Source organism: Mesorhizobium sp. B2-3-11, from assembly GCF_006442215.1.
In the GTDB taxonomy this organism is placed as follows: Bacteria; Pseudomonadota; Alphaproteobacteria; order Rhizobiales; family Rhizobiaceae; genus Mesorhizobium; species Mesorhizobium salmacidum.
Genome location: NZ_VFVS01000029.1, coordinates 31465 through 49073, shown reverse-complemented (window position 1 = coordinate 49073; position 17609 = coordinate 31465). Strand labels below are relative to the sequence as shown.

The 17609-nt window shown below is 64.6% G+C and carries 19 protein-coding genes and 1 pseudogene; 9 read left to right on the top strand and 11 right to left on the bottom strand.

Annotation, left to right across the window (positions count from 1 at the left end; genetic code table 11):
• Nucleotides 1-75: 75 nt before the first annotated feature.
• Nucleotides 76-2766: an aconitate hydratase AcnA gene (acnA, locus tag FJ960_RS27815; RefSeq protein WP_140510369.1), complete on the bottom strand. Its 2691-nt coding sequence runs from the start codon at nucleotides 2764-2766 to the stop codon at nucleotides 76-78.
• 285 nt (nucleotides 2767-3051) lie between these two features.
• Here acnA and ccmA point away from each other — a divergent pair, with 285 nt between their 5' ends.
• The 4 genes from ccmA (at nucleotide 3052) to FJ960_RS27795 (ending at nucleotide 5271) form a co-directional block, all read left to right on the top strand.
• Nucleotides 3052-3660 carry a heme ABC exporter ATP-binding protein CcmA gene (gene ccmA, locus FJ960_RS27810; RefSeq protein ID WP_140718321.1) on the top strand — a complete coding sequence of 203 codons (609 nt, stop codon included), beginning with the start codon at nucleotides 3052-3054 and terminating at the stop codon, nucleotides 3658-3660.
• 61 nt (nucleotides 3661-3721) lie between these two features.
• A complete protein-coding gene (gene ccmB / locus FJ960_RS27805; protein WP_140510365.1) occupies nucleotides 3722-4387 on the top strand; it encodes a heme exporter protein CcmB in 666 nt (221 codons plus the stop codon).
• A gap of 132 nt (nucleotides 4388-4519) precedes the next feature.
• Complete coding sequence (gene ccmD, locus FJ960_RS27800; protein WP_140718319.1) at nucleotides 4520-4693, top strand: heme exporter protein CcmD; 174 nt, start codon at nucleotides 4520-4522, stop codon at nucleotides 4691-4693.
• Nucleotides 4690-5271, top strand: a complete 582-nt coding sequence (locus tag FJ960_RS27795) for a DsbE family thiol:disulfide interchange protein (RefSeq protein WP_140510361.1) — start codon at nucleotides 4690-4692, stop codon at nucleotides 5269-5271. Before ccmD ends, FJ960_RS27795 begins: the two co-directional genes overlap by 4 nt.
• Nucleotides 5272-5454: 183 nt before the next feature.
• Here FJ960_RS27795 and FJ960_RS27790 read toward each other — a convergent pair whose 3' ends face one another.
• Nucleotides 5455-5622, bottom strand: a complete 168-nt coding sequence (locus FJ960_RS27790; RefSeq protein ID WP_023774506.1) for a hypothetical protein — start codon at nucleotides 5620-5622, stop codon at nucleotides 5455-5457.
• 251 nt (nucleotides 5623-5873) lie between these two features.
• Here FJ960_RS27790 and FJ960_RS27785 point away from each other — a divergent pair, with 251 nt between their 5' ends.
• The gene (locus FJ960_RS27785) at nucleotides 5874-6794 is read left to right on the top strand and encodes an SMP-30/gluconolactonase/LRE family protein (protein WP_027145572.1); all 921 of its coding nucleotides are present in this window, start codon (nucleotides 5874-5876) and stop codon (nucleotides 6792-6794) included.
• A gap of 23 nt (nucleotides 6795-6817) precedes the next feature.
• Complete coding sequence (locus tag FJ960_RS27780) at nucleotides 6818-7027, top strand: 4-oxalocrotonate tautomerase family protein (RefSeq protein ID WP_140510357.1); 210 nt, start codon at nucleotides 6818-6820, stop codon at nucleotides 7025-7027.
• A gap of 23 nt (nucleotides 7028-7050) precedes the next feature.
• Here the strand turns inward: FJ960_RS27780 and FJ960_RS27775 are convergent, their stop codons facing one another.
• The 8 genes and pseudogenes from FJ960_RS27775 to FJ960_RS27740 form a co-directional block, all read right to left on the bottom strand.
• The gene (locus FJ960_RS27775) at nucleotides 7051-7581 is read right to left on the bottom strand and encodes an NADPH-dependent FMN reductase (RefSeq protein WP_140718317.1); all 531 of its coding nucleotides are present in this window, start codon (nucleotides 7579-7581) and stop codon (nucleotides 7051-7053) included.
• Between the two features lie 35 nt (nucleotides 7582-7616).
• Nucleotides 7617-8234 (bottom strand): annotated as a pseudogene (locus FJ960_RS27770) (pyridoxamine 5'-phosphate oxidase family protein).
• 23 nt (nucleotides 8235-8257) lie between these two features.
• The gene (locus FJ960_RS27765; protein WP_140718315.1) at nucleotides 8258-8932 is read right to left on the bottom strand and encodes a septation protein A; all 675 of its coding nucleotides are present in this window, start codon (nucleotides 8930-8932) and stop codon (nucleotides 8258-8260) included.
• A gap of 57 nt (nucleotides 8933-8989) precedes the next feature.
• Complete coding sequence (ftsY, locus tag FJ960_RS27760; protein ID WP_140718313.1) at nucleotides 8990-10840, bottom strand: signal recognition particle-docking protein FtsY; 1851 nt, start codon at nucleotides 10838-10840, stop codon at nucleotides 8990-8992.
• Between the two features lie 12 nt (nucleotides 10841-10852).
• Nucleotides 10853-12178 carry a tRNA (N(6)-L-threonylcarbamoyladenosine(37)-C(2))-methylthiotransferase MtaB gene (mtaB, locus tag FJ960_RS27755; RefSeq protein ID WP_140510347.1) on the bottom strand — a complete coding sequence of 442 codons (1326 nt, stop codon included), beginning with the start codon at nucleotides 12176-12178 and terminating at the stop codon, nucleotides 10853-10855.
• Nucleotides 12178-13062, bottom strand: coding sequence for a diaminopimelate epimerase (gene dapF / locus FJ960_RS27750; RefSeq protein WP_140718311.1), 885 nt, complete (start codon nucleotides 13060-13062; stop codon nucleotides 12178-12180). Before dapF ends, mtaB begins: the two co-directional genes overlap by 1 nt.
• Nucleotides 13063-13220: 158 nt before the next feature.
• The gene (locus tag FJ960_RS27745; RefSeq protein WP_013892243.1) at nucleotides 13221-13382 is read right to left on the bottom strand and encodes a DUF1328 family protein; all 162 of its coding nucleotides are present in this window, start codon (nucleotides 13380-13382) and stop codon (nucleotides 13221-13223) included.
• A 74-nt stretch (nucleotides 13383-13456) separates the two neighbouring features.
• A complete protein-coding gene (locus FJ960_RS27740; protein WP_140718309.1) occupies nucleotides 13457-14467 on the bottom strand; it encodes an MBL fold metallo-hydrolase in 1011 nt (336 codons plus the stop codon).
• Nucleotides 14468-14673: 206 nt separating this feature from the next.
• Between FJ960_RS27740 and FJ960_RS27735 the strand changes: the two genes are divergently transcribed.
• The 3 genes from FJ960_RS27735 (at nucleotide 14674) to zapE (ending at nucleotide 17117) form a co-directional block, all read left to right on the top strand.
• Entirely contained in the window at nucleotides 14674-15117 is a 444-nt protein-coding gene (locus FJ960_RS27735) for a hypothetical protein (protein WP_140718307.1), read from the top strand.
• A 138-nt stretch (nucleotides 15118-15255) separates the two neighbouring features.
• Nucleotides 15256-15795, top strand: a complete 540-nt coding sequence (locus FJ960_RS27730; RefSeq protein WP_140510339.1) for a protease inhibitor Inh/omp19 family protein — start codon at nucleotides 15256-15258, stop codon at nucleotides 15793-15795.
• Between the two features lie 122 nt (nucleotides 15796-15917).
• Nucleotides 15918-17117 carry a cell division protein ZapE gene (gene zapE, locus FJ960_RS27725; protein ID WP_140718305.1) on the top strand — a complete coding sequence of 400 codons (1200 nt, stop codon included), beginning with the start codon at nucleotides 15918-15920 and terminating at the stop codon, nucleotides 17115-17117.
• A gap of 41 nt (nucleotides 17118-17158) precedes the next feature.
• Here the strand turns inward: zapE and FJ960_RS27720 are convergent, their stop codons facing one another.
• The gene (locus FJ960_RS27720) at nucleotides 17159-17587 is read right to left on the bottom strand and encodes a GNAT family N-acetyltransferase (RefSeq protein ID WP_140510334.1); all 429 of its coding nucleotides are present in this window, start codon (nucleotides 17585-17587) and stop codon (nucleotides 17159-17161) included.
• Nucleotides 17588-17609 lie beyond the last annotated feature (22 nt).

Here is a 17609-nt window from a genome sequence, read left to right as displayed (position 1 = left end):
GGAGTAGGGGAGTAGGGGAGTAGTTACCCGTTCCGGGCCTAGCTTCCTTGCTCCTACTCCCTTAGTCCCTGCTTTCTACGCTGCCAGATCGCGCAGCACGTATTGCAGGATGCCGCCATTCTTGAAGTAGTCGAGCTCATCCAGCGTATCGATGCGGCAGATGATTGGCACGTTCTTCACCGTGCCGTCGCCATAGGTGATCTTGGCGACCATCGTCTGGCGCGGCTTGATGGCGCTCAACCCGTCGATCTCGACCATCTCGTCGCCCTTGAGGTTGAGGGAAGCCCATGAGGTGCCGTCCTCGAAGACGAAGGGGATGACGCCCATGCCGACCAGGTTCGAGCGATGGATACGTTCGAAGGACTGAGCGATGACGGCGCGGACACCCAAGAGGTTGGTGCCCTTGGCCGCCCAGTCACGCGACGAGCCGTTGCCGTATTCGACGCCGGCGAAGATGACCAGCGGCACGCCTTCCTTCTTGTATTCCATCGCCGCGTCGTAGATCGATTCCTCTTCCTTCGTGGGATAGTGGATGGTGTAGCCGCCCTCGCGGCCGTTCTCGCCCAGCATGTGGTTGCGGATGCGGATGTTGGCGAAGGTGCCGCGCATCATCACCTCATGGTTGCCGCGGCGCGTGCCGTACTGGTTGAAGTCGGCGACGCCGACGCCATGGTCGGTGAGGTATTTGCCGGCCGGCGAGGCAGCCTTGATCGAACCCGCCGGCGAGATGTGGTCGGTGGTGATCTTGTCGCCGAAGAGGCCGAGCACGCGGGCGCCCTTGATGTCGCCGATCTTGCCGAAACCTGATGTCATGCCGGCGAAGTAGGGCGGGTTCTGCACATAGGTCGAATCGTTGTCCCAGGCATAGGTCTGGCCTTCCGGCGCCTTGACGTTCTGCCAGTACTCGTCGCCCTTGAAGACGTCGGCATATTTGCGGGCGAACAGCTCGCGGGTGACGTTCTTCTCGATGAACTCCTGGATCTCGGCCGAGCTCGGCCAGATGTCCTTGAGATAGACCGGATTGCCGTTCCTGTCGTCGCCGAGCGGCTCCGTGGTCAGGTCCTTGGTGACGGTGCCGGCCAGCGCGTGCGCCACGACCAGCGGCGGCGACGCCAGGTAATTGGCCTGCACGTCGGGCGAGACGCGGCCCTCGAAGTTGCGGTTGCCGGAGAGTACCGCGGCAGCAATCAAACCTTTGTCGTTGATGGTCCTGGAGATCGGCGCCGGCAACGGGCCGGAATTGCCGATGCAGGTGGTGCAGCCGAAGCCGACCAAGTTGAAGCCGATCTGGTCGAGCTCCTTCTGCAGGCCCGACTTTTCCAGATATTCCGCCACCACCTGGCTGCCAGGCGCCAGCGAGGTTTTTACCCACGGCTTCTGCTTCAGGCCGAGGCGGTTGGCGTTGCGGGCAAGCAAGCCGGCGCCGATCAGCACGCTCGGGTTCGAGGTGTTGGTGCACGAGGTGATGGCGGCGATGACGACGTCGCCATGGCCAAGGTCATGGTCGGTGCCTTCGACGGCGTAGCGCTTGGAGATTTCGGCCGATTTCTTGTACTCGGTCTCCATCGCCTTGGCGAAGCCGGCCGGAATGCCTTCGAGCGCGACGCGGCCTTCGGGCCGCTTGGGGCCAGCCATCGACGGCACGACGCTGTCCAACTCCAGTTCGAGCAGATCAGTGAAGACCGGGTCGGCGGAGCCGGCCTCGCGCCACATGCCCTGCGCCTTGGAATAGGCCTCGACCAGGGCGATGCGATCCTCGCTGCGGCCGGACATTGTGAGATAGCGGATGGTTTCGGAATCGACCGGGAAGAAACCGCAGGTGGCGCCATATTCGGGCGCCATGTTGCCGATGGTGGCGCGGTCGGCCAGCGTCATGTTGGACAGACCTGGGCCGAAGAACTCGACGAACTTGCCGACGACACCCTTCTTGCGCAGCATCTGGGTGACGGTGAGCACGAGATCGGTGGCGGTTACGCCCTCCTTGAGCTTGCCGGTGAGGCGGAAGCCGATAACTTCGGGTAGCAGCATGGAAACCGGCTGGCCGAGCATGGCCGCCTCGGCCTCGATGCCGCCGACGCCCCAGCCTAGCACGCCAAGGCCGTTGATCATGGTTGTGTGCGAATCGGTGCCGACGCAGGTGTCGGGATAGGCTGTCGTTTCGCCGTCCTCGGTGTTGGTCCACACGACCTGGCCGAGATATTCGAGGTTGACCTGGTGGCAGATGCCGGTGCCGGGCGGCACGACGCGGAAGTTGCGGAACGCCTGCTGGCCCCATTTCAGGAACTTGTAGCGCTCTTCGTTGCGCTCATACTCGAGCTCGACGTTGCGGGCGAAAGCCATCGGCGTGCCGAACTCGTCGACGATGACGGAATGATCGATAACGAGGTCGACCGGCACCAGCGGGTTGATCTTCTGCGGATCACCGCCGAGCGAGGCCATGGCGTCGCGCATGGCGGCGAGGTCGACCACGGCCGGAACGCCGGTGAAATCCTGCATCAGCACGCGGGCCGGGCGATAGGCGATCTCGACACCGGCGGTGCCCTTGTCGGTCAGCCAGCCGGCGACCGCCTGGATGCTCTCCTTGGTAACGGAGCGGCCGTCCTCGTTGCGAAGCAAGTTTTCCAGCAGCACCTTCATCGAATAGGGCAGCTGGGCAATGCCGGTGAGGCCGTTCTTCTCGGCCTCGACGAGGTCGAAATAGGCATACTCGGCGTCGCCAGCTTTCAGCGTGCGGCGGCAATTGAAACTGTCGAGGGATTTTGACACGTGCGATCCGTCCTTGTCTGTTCAGCCTGAAAGGGAACGGACGCCGATGGCATGCAATCACGCGCAAAGGTGCGGGTACGGCCATTTCCGCTGTCCGTTCCCAAGCAACCCGAGCCGTTCAAGGCGGCGCGTGCGCTGGTTCGGCGCTAATTCTGTTCCCGCGCCGACCGCTGGCACGGATGACCCGCATATAGAGAATTTTCTGGAATAGTTCTAGACAGTTGCAAAGCAAATTTGTGCGATGCGGCAGCGACCGTGCCGCTTCGTTCGAGAGACAGGTACGGGATGCGGCTGATCGCCGAAAATCTGGGCGGTGAGCGCAGCGGCGCGGCGGTGTTTTCCGGCATCGGGTTTGCGCTGGAGGCCGGGCAGGCGCTGGTCGTCACCGGGCCGAACGGTTCGGGCAAATCGACCTTGCTCAGGGTGGTCGCCGGCCTGCTGCCGAAAGCCGAAGGGCGTGTGCTGCTCGAAGGCGGCGGCGAGGAATTCCCCTCTATCGCCTCCGCCTGCCACTATCTCGGCCATCAGAACGCGATGAAGACGGCGCTGAGCGTGACGGAGAATTTGCGTTTCTGGCGGGAGTTCCATGGCGAAGGCCGGCTCGATGTCGAGGAGGCGCTGGAAACGGTCGGGCTGGGCGGCATCGGCCATCTGCCGTTCGGCTATCTCTCGACCGGACAGCGACGACGCGCGGCGATCGCGAAGCTTCTGGTCAGCCACCGGCCGGTGTGGCTGCTGGATGAACCGACGGCTGGGCTGGACAAGGCTTCGGAGGCGCGGTTCGCGGGGCTGATGACGGCGCATCGCGCGGATGGCGGTATGATCGTGGCGGCAACGCATCTGCCGCTGGGATTGGAGGGGGCGAAGGCGTTGGCGATGGGGGAGGCCGGATAATGCAGGCCGCGTTCCACCATCGTTGGAGAAAGTGTCGCAAAGCCGCAGAGGCGTCGCGCCCGTGCTAGCCCTCCTCCTCCGCGACATCCGCCTCTCGATCCGCGCCGGCGGCGGCGCGCTGACCGGCGTCATCTTCTTCCTGGCCGTCATCGCCACCATCCCCTTCGGCGTCGGTCCTGACCTCAAGCTTTTGGCCCGCATCGGTCCGGCGATCCTGTGGATCGGCGCGCTGCTTGCCTGCCTGCTCGGGCTCGACCGGCTGTTCCAGGCCGACCGCGAGGACGGCTCGCTCGATCTGCTGGTGCTCGGTAACGACCGGCACATGCTGGCGCTGACGGTGCTGGTGAAATGTGTGGCGCACTGGGCGGGCAGCGTCTTGCCGCTGGTGGCCGCCGCGCCCCTGCTCGGCCTGTTCATGAACATGGAGCCGTTGGCCATCGGCGCCACGGCGTTGACGCTTCTGGTCGGCACGCCGGCCATCACCTTCATCGGCGCTGTGGGAGCCGCGGTGGCGGTGGCGCTGCCGCGTGGCGGGCTCCTGATCTCGGTCCTGGTGCTGCCGCTGACCATCCCGGTGCTGATCTTCGGCGTTTCGGCGAGCTATGGCGCGACGGCCAACCCGGACCCGTTCCTGCAGCCCTTCCTCATTCTTGCCGCGCTGACCTTGTTTCTTGCGGTGCTGGGCCCCGTGGCCGCGGCGCTTGCATTGCGTCATGGCACGGATTGAGGTGGCCACGAGCGGCACAGGCTGCGGCGTGGCGGCCGATTGCGCGGGCCGTGGCGCGAGGCTAAGGGAAGGCATGATCGAGCGCAGCGAACGGATCGGGTTGGCGGGCGGCATGCCAAGGAGGCGGCCGGCATGAGCCCGCACGCCCTCTTCGTCACCGCCGCCTATGCCATCACCGCAGTGGTGCTCGCCGGACTGATCGGCTGGATCCTCATCGACCAGCGGGCGCGCAAGCGCGAGCTTGCCGAACTCGAGGCGGCTGGCGTGCGCCGCCGTTCCGACAAGACCGGGGCGGGAAAGCCGTGAGCAGCGAAATCGAAACGCCGCCGCCGGGCCGTCGCCGCCTGTTTGTATTCTTGCCGTTGCTGGTCTTCCTCGGCCTGGCCGGACTGTTCCTGGCGCAGCTGTTGTCTGGACGCGATGTCTCGGAAGTGCCGTCGGCCTTGATCGGCCTGCCAGCACCGCAAACCAACCTGCCGCCCCTGGAGGGCAGCAATCTGCCGGGGCTCGATTCGAAGGCCTTCGCCGGCAAGGTCACGCTGGTCAACGTCTTTGCATCGTGGTGCGCCCCATGCCGGGAAGAGCACCCGGTGCTTCTGGCGTTGGCGCAGGACAAGCGGTTCGTGATGGCGGCGCTGAATTACAAGGACCGGCCGGAAAACGCCCGCCGCTTCCTCGGCGACCTCGGCAATCCGTTCCAGGCGATCGGCGTCGACGAAGCCGGCCGCACGGCGATCGACTGGGGCGTCTATGGCGTGCCGGAAACCTTCGTCATCGGCAAGGATGGCAAAATAGCCTACAAGCATGTCGGCCCCCTGACGGCGGAGTCCGCCAAGGAACTTCTACTGCCGCAGATCGACAAGGCGCTGGCGGCGCCCGGTTGATGCAGCGGCGCCCCCTCATCCGGCCGCTACGCGGCCACCTTCTCCCCGAGGGAAGAAGAGACAGGGGCGTTGATGCAAGTTAGCTCCTCTCCCCTTGGGGAGAGGTCGGATTGCCCGAATTGCTTTTGCAATTCGGTTTGGCAATCCGGGTGAGGGGCGGTGCCCCGCCTCCGTCTGAAAAGCTCAGCCGTAGATCTGCTTGTGGATCTGGTAGAGCATTTCCGAGCGGTCGGCCCGCATGTCGGCCAGATCGCGGCTGGAGAAGCTGTCGATTTCGGCGACGAGGCGGTTGTAGTGCTTGCGCTTGGCGATGCTGCTGCGAGCGCGGGTCATGAGATCGTTGAAGATCATAGCAAGGTTCCTTCTGTGCCGCATTCTGGCGGCTGGTTCTTCCTCCCTTGATCGATACGGAACATGACATAGTAATGGTGCATTGCAAAAAGAAGATGTCGCAATGCACCATTGCACACAGCGCATAGCCGGTTAATGGCCTCCTAAGGCACGTCCTGTCCGTTTTGTCTTACAAATTGCTGATAGCCCGTCTTGCCAGATCGGTCGCGGGCTGGCTTGATCCGGCGTCACGTGATGCCGGGAGGAAATGCATGGCGGCCGCAGACTATTACGAAATTCTCGATCCGCGTTTCGCGCGCCTGTTCAACGGCAGCGCGCAAGTGGAGAAACTGTTCACCGGCTGCCGCTGGGCGGAAGGGCCGGCCTGGTTCGCCGCCGGCCGCTATGTCGTGTGGTCCGACATTCCGAACAACCGCATGCTGCGCTTTGACGAAACCGATGGCAGCGTCAGCGTGTTCCGCCAGCCGTCGGGCAACTCCAACGGCAACACCGTCGACCGGCAGGGCCGGCTGGTCACATGCGAGCATTCGGGCCGCCGCGTCAGCCGCACCGAGCATGACGGCTCGGTCACCACAGTCGCCGCCAAATGGAAGGGCAAAAGGCTGAACTCGCCCAACGACGCGGTGGTGAAGTCCGACGGCTCGATCTGGTTTACCGACCCGACCTATGGCATCGACACCGACTATGAGGGTGACAAGGCCGAGAGCGAGATCGGCGCCTGCCATGTCTACCGCGTCGATCCCGACAGTGGTGAGGTCGAAGCCGTGATCACCGATATGGTCAGGCCGAACGGGCTTGCCTTCTCGCTCGATGAAAGCCTGCTCTATGTCGTCGACACCGGCCGCACGCATGGCGCGCAGAATCCGGCGCATATGCGGGTGTTCAATGTCGGCAAGCACGGCAAGAAGGTTTCGGGCGGCAAGGTGTTCGCCGACTGCACCGCCGGCCTGTTCGACGGCTTTCGGCTCGATGCCGACGGGCGTATCTGGACCAGCGCCTTCGACGGCATCCATTGCTACGATCCGGACGGCACTCTGATCGGCAAGGTCAAGGTGCCGGAGGTGACCGCCAATTGCGTGTTCGGCGGCGCCAAGCTGAACTGCCTCTATATCGCCGGCACCACTTCGCTTTATTCGGTGCGGCTGATGGTGAATGGGGCCAAGACGTACTGATCAGGAATGAAGGGGAGGACGTCATGCCATTCGTCAACATCCGCATCGTCAAGGAAGTGATCGCCGCCGATCCGGCAGGCAAGAAGGCTGACATCGCCAGGAAAGTCACGGCGGCGATCATGGACGCCACCGGACTTGGCAATGACGATATCTGGGTGGTTTTCGAGGAAGTCAACGCCCGCGACTGGTATGTCGGCAAGACCGATGTCGAGACGTTGCGGGCGAAGAAGTAGGGCGGCGGAAGAGGGGTCGTCGCTCAACGCGAGCGAATGAAATCCGCGAAGGCAGCCAGCGCGTCACGCATGGCCAGCACGTTCGCCGGCTCCCCCAGAATGCTCGCCACCTCCGGCGGCTTCTTGCCGAGCAGGGCGATCTCCGGTCCGCCATCATAAAGCGCGAACGACATGGTGCGCATGATCTCGGCCAAAGCCGCGCGGGCATAGAGGGAACGCGGCGAGGCGTGCGCGAGCATGGCCGGCTTGGCAACGGCGGCGTCGCGCGAGACCAGCCAGTCGAGCGCGTTCTTCAGTCCGCCCGGCACGCCATGGGCATATTCGGGGCAGGAGACGATGATGCCGTCGGCGCCGGTGACGGCGTCGATCAGATCGGAAGCATCGCGTGGCGTCCGCTCACCCTCATCGTCGGGGTTGAAGATCGGCAGGCGGCCAAGTCCGTCATAGACGGTGACGCGACAGCCCTCGGGCGCGTTCAACGCCAACGCCGCGACCAGGGCCGAATTGGTGGAGGCCGCCCGCAGGCTGCCTGAGATGGCAAGAAGATTGAGCAAGATGGACAGGTCCGGGCGAATCGTGGCCGAAAACCCTACCACATCGTCTGCTTGTACTCGTCGTCCAGCCAACGATCGGTCGCCTCGGCCGAATCGGCCAATGCCAGTTGGTCGCGCAGGATCTGGCCGAGCGTCGGCAGCGTCGCGCGGTCGTACCAGCTCTCCGGCTTCCACAAATCGGAGCGCATGAAGGCCTTGGCGCAATGCATGTAGGCGGCCTTGACGGCGACCACGATGACGCTTTGCGGCGCCTTGCCGTCGACCGCGAGGCGCTCGCGCAAAGTGGCATCCACGGTGATGCGGGCTTCGCCGTTGACGCGCAGCGTCTCGTTCATGCCCGGGATGAGGAAGAGCAGCCCGACCGAGGGATTGCGCAGGATGTTCTCCAGCGTATCCAGCCGGTTGGCCGGGCCGGTCGGGGATGGCGATCGTCTTCTCGTCGAGAATGGCGGTGAAGCCGGGCTTGTCGCCTTTCGGGGTCACATCGGCATTGCCTTCGCCATCGGACGAGCCGATCAGCACGAACGGGCTCTTGCCGATGAAGGAGCGGCAATGGCCGTCGAGCGCCTTCAGTTCCTTGCGGATCGAGCCATCGGCCGGGCGCGGGGTCTTGTAGATCGTCCGCAGCTCTTCCCGGTGGTGACGAATTCCATGGCTCTCCCCTTTAGTCCCTGCCTTATTTGCCGGCTTTCTCTTCCCCGCCGGTCTTGTCGTCGAGCGAATGGCGCAGGATCAGCGGCATCTGGCTGAAGGTGAACAGAAGCGTGATCGGCATGATGCCCCAGACCTTGAAGGTAACCCAGGCGTCGGTGGAAAAATTGCGCCAGACGACTTCGTTGACGACGGCCAGAAACAGGAAGAACAGGCCCCAGCGGAAGGTGAGCTTGCGCCAGCCTTCGGCATCGAGTTTGAAGGCGGACTCGAAGACATAGCCGAGCAGCGAGCGGCCGAAGTACAGGCCGCCGAGCAGCACGCCGCCGAACAGCGTGTTGACGATGGTCGGCTTCATCTTGATGAAGATGTCGTCCTGCAGATAGAGCGTCAGCGCGCCGAAGATGAAGACGACCACGCCCGACACCATAGGCATGATCGGCAAGGTGCGGGTGAGCAGCCATGAGGCGATCAACGCGATCGCGGTCGCGGCCATGAACAGGCCGGTGGCGACGAAGATCGGGCCGCCGAATTCAGCCAAAACGGGTAATTTCTGCGTCAGCCACTCGCCGCGCGCATTGGCGAAGAAGAACACCATCAAGGGCCCGAGCTCCAGCACCAGCTTGAGCACGGGATTGACGCCTTCCTTCTTCTCTTTCTGCGGGTCGGACGGATCGCGTTCGAGAATGGGTGGGTTCATGGTATCCTTCTAACGCACGATCCAATCCGGAAGCCTCACTTCCGGCATCGTGCTTGTTCAAGCCACTCCAGCGATCGCCCTGGCGAATTCGCTTGCCGAGAAAGGTTCGAGGTCGTCGACCTGTTCGCCGACACCGATGAAATAGACCGGCAATCTGTGCTTTGCCGCTATCGCCACCAGAATACCGCCGCGCGCCGTGCCGTCCAGCTTGGTCATCACCAGGCCGTTGACGCCGGCGACATTGCGGAAGATCTCAACCTGGTTGAGCGCGTTCTGGCCGGTGGTGGCGTCGACCGTCTGCAGCACCGTGTGCGGCGCTTCGGGATCGAGCTTGCCCAGCACACGGACGATCTTTTCCAGCTCCGCCATCAGTTCGGTCTTGTTTTGCAGCCGGCCGGCGGTGTCGATGATCAGCACGTCCGAGCCTGCCTCCTTAGCCCTCTCGAAGGCGTCGTAGGCGAGACCGGCGGCATCGGCACCGAGCTTGGAGGCAATGACGGGCGATTTCGTGCGTTCGCCCCAGATCTTCAGCTGTTCGATGGCGGCGGCGCGAAACGTGTCGCCGGCGGCCAGCATCACCGACAGGCCGCCATCGGTCAGCTTGGCGGCGAGCTTGCCGATCGTCGTGGTCTTTCCGGTGCCGTTGACGCCGACGACCAGGATGACATGCGGCTTGTGCGAGAGGTCGAGCTCGAGCGATTTCGCGACCGGGGCGAGCACCTTCTCCACCTCGGCCGCCATGACCGCGCGCACCTCTGTATCGGAGACGTCCTTGCCGTAGCGGCTGGAGGCCAGTGAATCAGTGACGCGCAGCGCCGTTTCCACGCCAAGATCGGCGCGGATCAGCACGTCCTCCAGGTCCTGCAGCGTCTCCTCGTCCAGTTTGCGCTTGGTGAAGACGCCGGCAATGTTGCCGGTCAGCTCGCGCGAAGACCGGGCAAGCCCGTCCCGCATGCGCTGGAACCAGGATCGCCTCGGCGCCGGCTCGGGCGCCTTCTGCGGCTCGGCCTTCTGCTCGACCTTCTTGGCAACCGTCACCTTGCCGGGCGCGGGTTTTGCCTCCGGGGCGAGTTGCGGAACCGATTGAGGCTCGGGCGCGATCTCGGCAATGACCGGTTGTGTTTCGACCGGCGCCGGCTGGCGGATGGGTGGCGCGATTTCCGCTGGTGGAATGCCTGGCTCGGTTTTGGCCGCTGGCGTTGGAAGGACCTCTTCCTTCTCCCCGTCCCTATACGGGGAGAAGGTGCCGGCAGGCGGATGAGGGGCGGCGCCGGCCTCTGAAGCCGCCTGCTCGACGCCGGCCGACGGAGGCACTTCAACCGGCGCCGCCGGTGGCACCTCGACCGGTGCGGGCACCTCGGCCGGCACTTCCACGGGTGGCGTCGGCACTTCGACGGGCGCGGGTTCCGGTTGCCTCTCGGGACGCGAGGGAACGATCTCCGGCTCGGATGGCGCGGGCGGGGGCACCTCTTGCGGCCGCGGTTCGGGCGTTGGCTCCGGAACGGCGGGCCGCGTCGGAATTTTCTCGGGCGCAGGCGGCTCGGCAGGGGTTTCCGGAGCAGGCTTTGGCACTTCCGCGGGCTTGGGTTCAGGCAAAGGCTCCGGGGTAGACGGAACGATCGGCTCCGGCGCGGGCGGAATGGTCGGGGCAGGCTCCGGTGTTGGCTCCTCGGCGGGCGCTGGCCTTACCTCCTCCTCCTCAACGGGAGGACGGGGCGCGGCCGCCGGCGCGGCTTCCGCCGCAGGCTCCTCGCGCTTCAAAAACTCCGGCAGGGCCTGCTCGGCCGCCGGCTTCAGCGCGTCGAGCTGGTCCCAATTGATCGGCGGCAGCGGGGCGGTCTCGTCGATCCGCTCCTCGACGACCTCCTTCTTGCCGAACGAAAATATCTTCTTGAAAAAACCAGCCATGCTTTTGCGTTCTCAGGCGGCGTGGGCGGCAAGCGGCGTCGCCATCAGCCGAGCGCCATCGTGGCCGGTTATATCAGCTTCGACGATCTCTCCCGGCGCGCCGGTGCCGAGTGCGGCAAGCGTGAACCCTTCGGTGCGGCCAAGACCGTCGCGCTCGATTAGGATCGACTGGCGGCTGCCGGCAAGCGAAGACAGGTGCCTGACATAGGCCGCTTCGCCGGCGGCGCGCAGCCGGGCGGCGCGCTGCTTGACCAGCTCGCGGCGAACCTGCGGCATGCGCGCGGCGGGTGTGCCTTCGCGCGGTGAAAACGGAAAGACGTGGAGATGGGTCAGGCCGCATTCCTCGACGATCTCCAGCGAATTCTCGAACATGGCGTCGGTCTCGGTCGGGAAGCCCGCGATGATGTCGGCGCCGAAAACAATACCCGGACGCAGCTTGCGCACATCCTCGCAAAAGCGGATCGACTGATCGCGCAGATGCCGGCGCTTCATGCGCTTCAGGATCATGTCGTCACCCGACTGCAGCGACAGATGCAGATGCGGCATCAGCCGCGGCTCGGTGGCGATGGCGTCGAGCAAGTCCTCGTCGGCCTCGATCGAATCGATGGAGGACAGCCTGAGCCGCCTCACGTCGGGCACCTGCCTGAGGATGGTCTTCACAAGCTTGCCGAGCTTCGGCGCACCCGGCAAGTCGGCTCCGAAAGAAGTCATGTCGACGCCGGTCAGCACGATCTCGGCATAACCGTTGCCCGCCAGCCGCTTGACCTGCTCGACCACGGCGCCCATCGGCACCGAGCGCGAATTGCCGCGGCCATAGGGGATGATGCAGAAGGTGCAGCGATGGTCGCAGCCGTTCTGCACCTGCACGAAGGCACGTGCCCGGCCCTCGATGGCGTCGACCATGTGGCCGGCGGTCTCGCGCACCGAGAAGATGTCGTTGACGCGCGCCTTCTCGGTGTCGTTGACGCCGAAATCGGGCAGCGCGCGATAGGAGTTGGCCTTGAGCTTCTCCTCATTGCCAAGCACGAGATCGACCTCGTCCATGGCGGCGAATTTTTCGGGCTCGGTCTGCGCGGCGCAGCCGGTGACGATGATGCGCGCGGCCGGGTTGTCGCGGCGCGCCTTGCGGATCGCCTGCCTGGCCTGGCGCACCGCTTCGCCGGTGACGGCGCAGGTGTTGAAGATCACGGCGCCACCTGCCAGCGCGGCGAGGCCGGCAGTTTCGGCCTCGCGCCGCATCACTTCGGACTCGTAGGTGTTGAGGCGGCAGCCGAAGGTCACCACGTCGATGCGGCCGGGCTGCTTCGCCACGTCGACGCCTTTGGCAAGAGCGGACATCAGGCCGCGCTTTCGGTATCGCGGGCCCATTGTCCGGTCGACGGATCGAAGCTGCCGGAAAATTCCCATTCGGCCGCGCCGGTCAGGATGACGTGGTCGTCATCGCGCCACTCGACATGCAGCGTGCCGCCGCCGGGGGTCAAAAGGTTGACGCTGCGGCCGGTGCGCCTGGTGCGGGCCGCTGCAACGACAGCCGCGCAGGAGGCGGTGCCGCAAGCCTTGGTCAGGCCGGCGCCGCGCTCCCAGGTGCGGATGATCATGCTGTCGGGTGAGGTCACCTGCGCGATGGTTATGTTGGCGCGCTCAGGAAAGATCGGATGGTTTTCGAGCAGCGGGCCGAAACGGTCGAGTTCATAATTCCAAACGTCGGCGTCGACCCAGAAGATGGCGTGCGGATTGCCCATCGAGACGGCGGAGGGCGAATGCAGCACCGGCGCGTCGATCGGGCCGACCTGCAATTCGATCATGCGGGTGTCGCGGAACTCCTCGGCCAGCGGAATATCCCGCCAGCCGAAGCGCGGCGTGCCCATGTCGACCGAAATCGAGCCGTCGGCATGTTCGCGGGCATTGAGGACGCCGGCCACTGTCTCGAAGGTGAAGGTCTTCTCGCCGGTCTCGGCGGCCAGGGCCTGGACGACGCAGCGCATGCCGTTGCCGCAAGCCTGCGCGCCGGACCCGTCTGAATTCAGGATATCGACGAAATAGGCGGTGCCCGCCGTCCTGGCGTCATGGATCGCCATGATTTGGTCGAACCGCGTCGCCGCGTCGCCATTGAGCGCGATGGCAGCCGCGGCCGTCACCCGATCCGCACGGCCGCGCATGTCGGCAACGATGATCTCATTGCCGATGCCGTTCATCTTGGCGAAAGGGGCCGTGCCTGCCATTGCTCCGAAAATTCCATGTCCGTTCGGCGCTATATGGCGGAAACGGGCAGGAATTACCAGTGCGCAGCCGCGTTCACGGCGAAGGCGCCGGACCGACATCACGGCGAAGCGCCGGACCGACATCACGGCGAAGGCGCCGGATCACGGGGAAGCCGGTCTTACGTCACCGCGAAGACCCCGAACAAGATCAACAGGAAGATGATGAGCACGATGCCGATGAGAATACGCGCGCCGGTGGCGGCGGCGCCGGCCAGCGCCGGCATGCCGAGCAGGCTCGCCGCGGCGGCGATGATCAGGAGAATGATGATCCATCTAAGCATGGGAACGCCTCGCAAGCCGAACACATTGAAACCGGTTGAAGAACGCGGCTGTCGAGCTTGGGTTCCCGAGGCTATCAAATCCGGGGCACTTCCCAGACTTCGCCGGGCCGCAAGGCACGGAAATGCTCTCGCGGCAGGCCTTCGGCGTCCAGTGCTTCGACCAGTTTCCGGACCGGCTCGTCGAATGGCTCGTCGGTGAGCTGGAAGGTGCCCCAATGGCAGCCGGCGGCGAAGGCGGCGTCGCACAACAACATGCCCTGGACCGCTTCCTCGGGGTTCTGGTGCTGCGGCGCCATGAACCAGCGTGGCTCGTAGGCACCGATCGGCAGGATGGCGAAACGGAACCCGCCATGTTTTTCCGCCATCAGCCGGTAGTTGATGCCATCGTGGAAGCCGGTATCGCCGGCAAAATAGATCTTTCCGCCCGGCGTCTCGATGACGAAGCCGGCCCACAATGCCATGCGCCGGTCGCGCGCCCCGCGCGCCGACCAGTGATGCGCGGGCTCGACGTGGATGGCGGTGCCTTCGCCGGCATCGACCCTGTCGCCCCAGTCATGCGCGGAAAGCCGCATGCCGGGCACGGCGGCGGCGATGATGGCATCGTTACCGAGCGGCGTCACCACCAGCGGATCGTGCGTCTTCTTCAACTTCCCCAGCGTGGCAAGGTCGAGATGGTCGTAATGGTTGTGGCTGACCAGCACGAGGTCGATCGCCGGCAGATCGCCAAAAGCGATACCCGGCGGATTGACGCGTCTGGGTCCCACAAAGGAGAACGGCGAGGTGCGTCGCGACCAGACCGGATCGGTGAGGATGTTCAGCCCGGCGGTCTGGATCAGCAAGGTAGCATGGCCGACCATGGTCACGGTCAGATCGGCGCCTAGAACCGTCGCGACCGGCTTTGCCTGCGCAAAGGGGCTCGAGCTGGCAGCCGGCCATTTCGCGCGTTGGCCGCTGAACTGCCATTTCAACAGGTCCGTGAAGGGGCCGGGCATCCGGCCGCCGGGATTGAAGAACAGGGTGCCGTCGAAATGATCGCTGGGCGGGCCGCTGTAGTAACGGTTGGCGGCTTTCTGTTTCGCGGCCAAGGTCTGCGCTCCAGCGGGTTTCGGTGAACTCTTTTTTCACGCACTCCCTGGGGAAAGCGCTACGCATTTTTCCCGGGAAAACCGCTTTTCCTGGAACTGCTCACATCTAGACATAAGCCCCGCCGCGGCTGGCGCAAGCGTTTGCCGGCCGAAGGCCAAGGGCGGCGAAGCGGTCTCGGCTAGGATCAGATCAGGAGGAAGACGCCATGGCGATGAAGCGGACCAAGACGCCCTGGATGAAAGCCGAGGATTTCGGCCGTTCGCTGCCGCGCGGCATCGGCGTCAATCTGCTGGTATCGGACATGGCGGCGATGGAAGCCTTCTGCCGCGACGTGCTTGGCGCCCGCATCGTCTATGCTGACGAGGATTTCGCCGCGATCGAGCTTCTGGGGTCGGTGTTCATGCTGCATGCCGACCATTCCTATCTCGACAATCCGATGACGGGCTCCATTACGGGCGCCGAGACGCGCGGCGCCGGCATTGAACTGCGCCTTTATGGCGCCGATCCCGACGCGGTCGAGGCGGCGGCGCTGGACCATGGCCACATCGTGCTGGCCGGCGCGATCGACAAACCGCATGGTCTGCGCGAGTGCTATATCGTTGGACCGGACGGATATGTGTTCGTGCCGAGCGCGCCGCTCGCCGGATGAGTGCGGTAAATTTGCAACAATTCGTTCCGCAAACCCTATTTTAACCATATCGGGTTGAAATTTCGCCACCTTCTCCATCTTGGTGGAGGTGAGATTGCGCGGACGGCGTCCCCCCAGCCGAATCCGACGGAGGTTGTAATGAATTTTTCGAAAGGCGGCCTGGTGGCCGTATCCCTGGCGGCACTCGTTGCGAGCGGCTGCTCAACCTCACGCTTCTCGTCGATGGACGACCAGCAACCAGCACCGTTGCAGCCGGCGCCTGCCGGCCAGGTGAGCTCGAATCAGCTGCCGCCGCCGGCCTCGCCCGGCACCACCGACCCGTCGCAATTCCCGACCGCGCCGGCGAACACGCAGGTTGCCTCGCTGCCGCCGGATGGTGCGGCGCCGGCAGGCGCCGCGGATCTCAACGCGGCAAGCGTCGCCGGTGTCTGGAACGTCAGCGTCTCAGGCCAGAGCTGCAAGGTGGCGACGCCGCAGACCAAGTTCGGCGCCGGCTTCCGCGCCGGACCGCTGCATTGCCCGGCGCCGATCGATGGCATCAAGTCGTGGAACGTCGCCGGCAAGCAGCTGACGCTTTATGACGAGAACGGCGGCTCGCTGGCGCGGCTCTATTCGTCGGGCGGCTCGAAATTCGACGGCCAGACTTCCAACGGGCAGCCGATCTCGCTTACAAGATAGGCTAGGGTATGCTGATATTCAGGCGATGCCGGCCTGCGAATGGCGGCTCGGCCTGACCCGAAATCCCAACATGCGCCCTCTCGCTCTCTCTTGGGCGTCCTGCTTTGAACACGACGTGACCGATGCATCTGCGTGACGGCCTCCAGACCCATGCGACCGTCAGGCAACGCTACGATCATCTGGTGGAAACCGGCGCGATCGGACGCGATGCCGCGCAGGAAGGGATCGCCGCTGCGCTCGACCGGCTGACCGTGGAGATCTCGGCCAAGCGGCTGGCGCACAAGTCCAGTGCGCTGGGCTGGCTGTTTGCCCGCAAGCGCGAGACGCATGAGGCGGTCAAGGGCCTCTACATCCATGGCGGCGTCGGCCGCGGCAAGACCATGCTGATGGACATGTTCTTCGAGCTCTTGCCGGTCAGGCGCAAGCGCCGCGTCCATTTCAACGACTTCATGGCCGACGTTCAGGACCGCATTCAGAAGCACAGGCAGGCGCGCAAGGAGGGCACGGCCAGGGAAGACGATCCGATCCAGTCGGTGGCCAAGGCGCTCGCCGAGCAGGCCTGGGTGCTGTGCTTCGACGAGTTCTCGGTCACCGACATCGCCGACGCCATGATCCTGTCCAGACTGTTCTCGGCGCTGTTCGCCAATGGGGTCGTGCTGGTCGCTACCTCGAACGTGGCGCCGCAAAACCTTTACCGTGACGGGTTGAACCGCCAGCTTTTCCTGCCGTTCATCGCCATATTGGAACGCCACACGCAGGTGCTGTCGCTGGACAGCGATAAGGACTACCGGCTGGAAAAGCTCGCCCGCACGCCAGTCTATGTCACGCCTGCGGATGCGGCGGCCGACCAGGCGCTCGACGAGGCCTGGCAGGCGATGACGCGCGGGGCGGCGACGGCCGAGACCTCGCTGACGCTGAAGGGCCGCAAGGTCGCGGTGCCGGCCGCCGCCGGCGATGCCGCGCGTTTCGCTTTCGCCGATCTCTGCGAAAAGCCACTCGGCGCGCGCGATTATTTGGCCATCGCCGGCCGGTTTTCGACCGTCTTCATCGACCATGTGCCGGTGCTGGGTGAAGGCAAGCGCAACGAGGCAAAGCGTTTCATCCTGTTGATCGACACGCTCTACGACCATCATACGCGCCTTGTGGTGAGCGCCGAGGCGCCGCCGCACGAGCTTTATGTGGCCAAGCGCGGCGTCGAGGTGTTCGAATTCGAGCGCACGGCCTCACGACTGATCGAAATGCAGAGCCGCGACTGGCTGGAGGATTGGGCGGAGCGGCGGAAGGCGAAGGCGGCCCCTGCGGAAGCGCGGGCGCGGGCCTGAAATATCCGGAAGCCGCGTTCCTTCGCGCCAGCTTAGAAAATCTACAGCCCGTAAACATACATCACAAAGCTCTTCGCCTCGTCATGCGGTTCCTTGCGCGCTTCATAAAGCGCCCGGGCTGGCAGATTGTCCGGCTCGGTGCCGACCCAGGCCTCCTCGCAGCCATGCTCGCGGCCGAGCGCGAACATGGCGTCCAGCATTTTGCGCGCAATGCCCCGGCGCTGAAAGGCCGGCGAGACCCCGACTTCGTCGATATAAAGTTCGGTCGGCTTGTCCGGGTGGCGGTGGATGACCGCCGCGCATTGGCCGACGACAACGTCCCCGGCCAGGGCGACGATCATGAAATGGCCTGATTGCGCGAGATAGCTGGCAAGGCGATCGAGCCGCACCGGCTCGTCGAACACTTCGTCGGCAACCCGCATCACAAGGGTGTCATCGCCGGGATTGAGCCTTCTGATCTCGACCGTCATCGTGTAAATTCTCCCAAGTTGG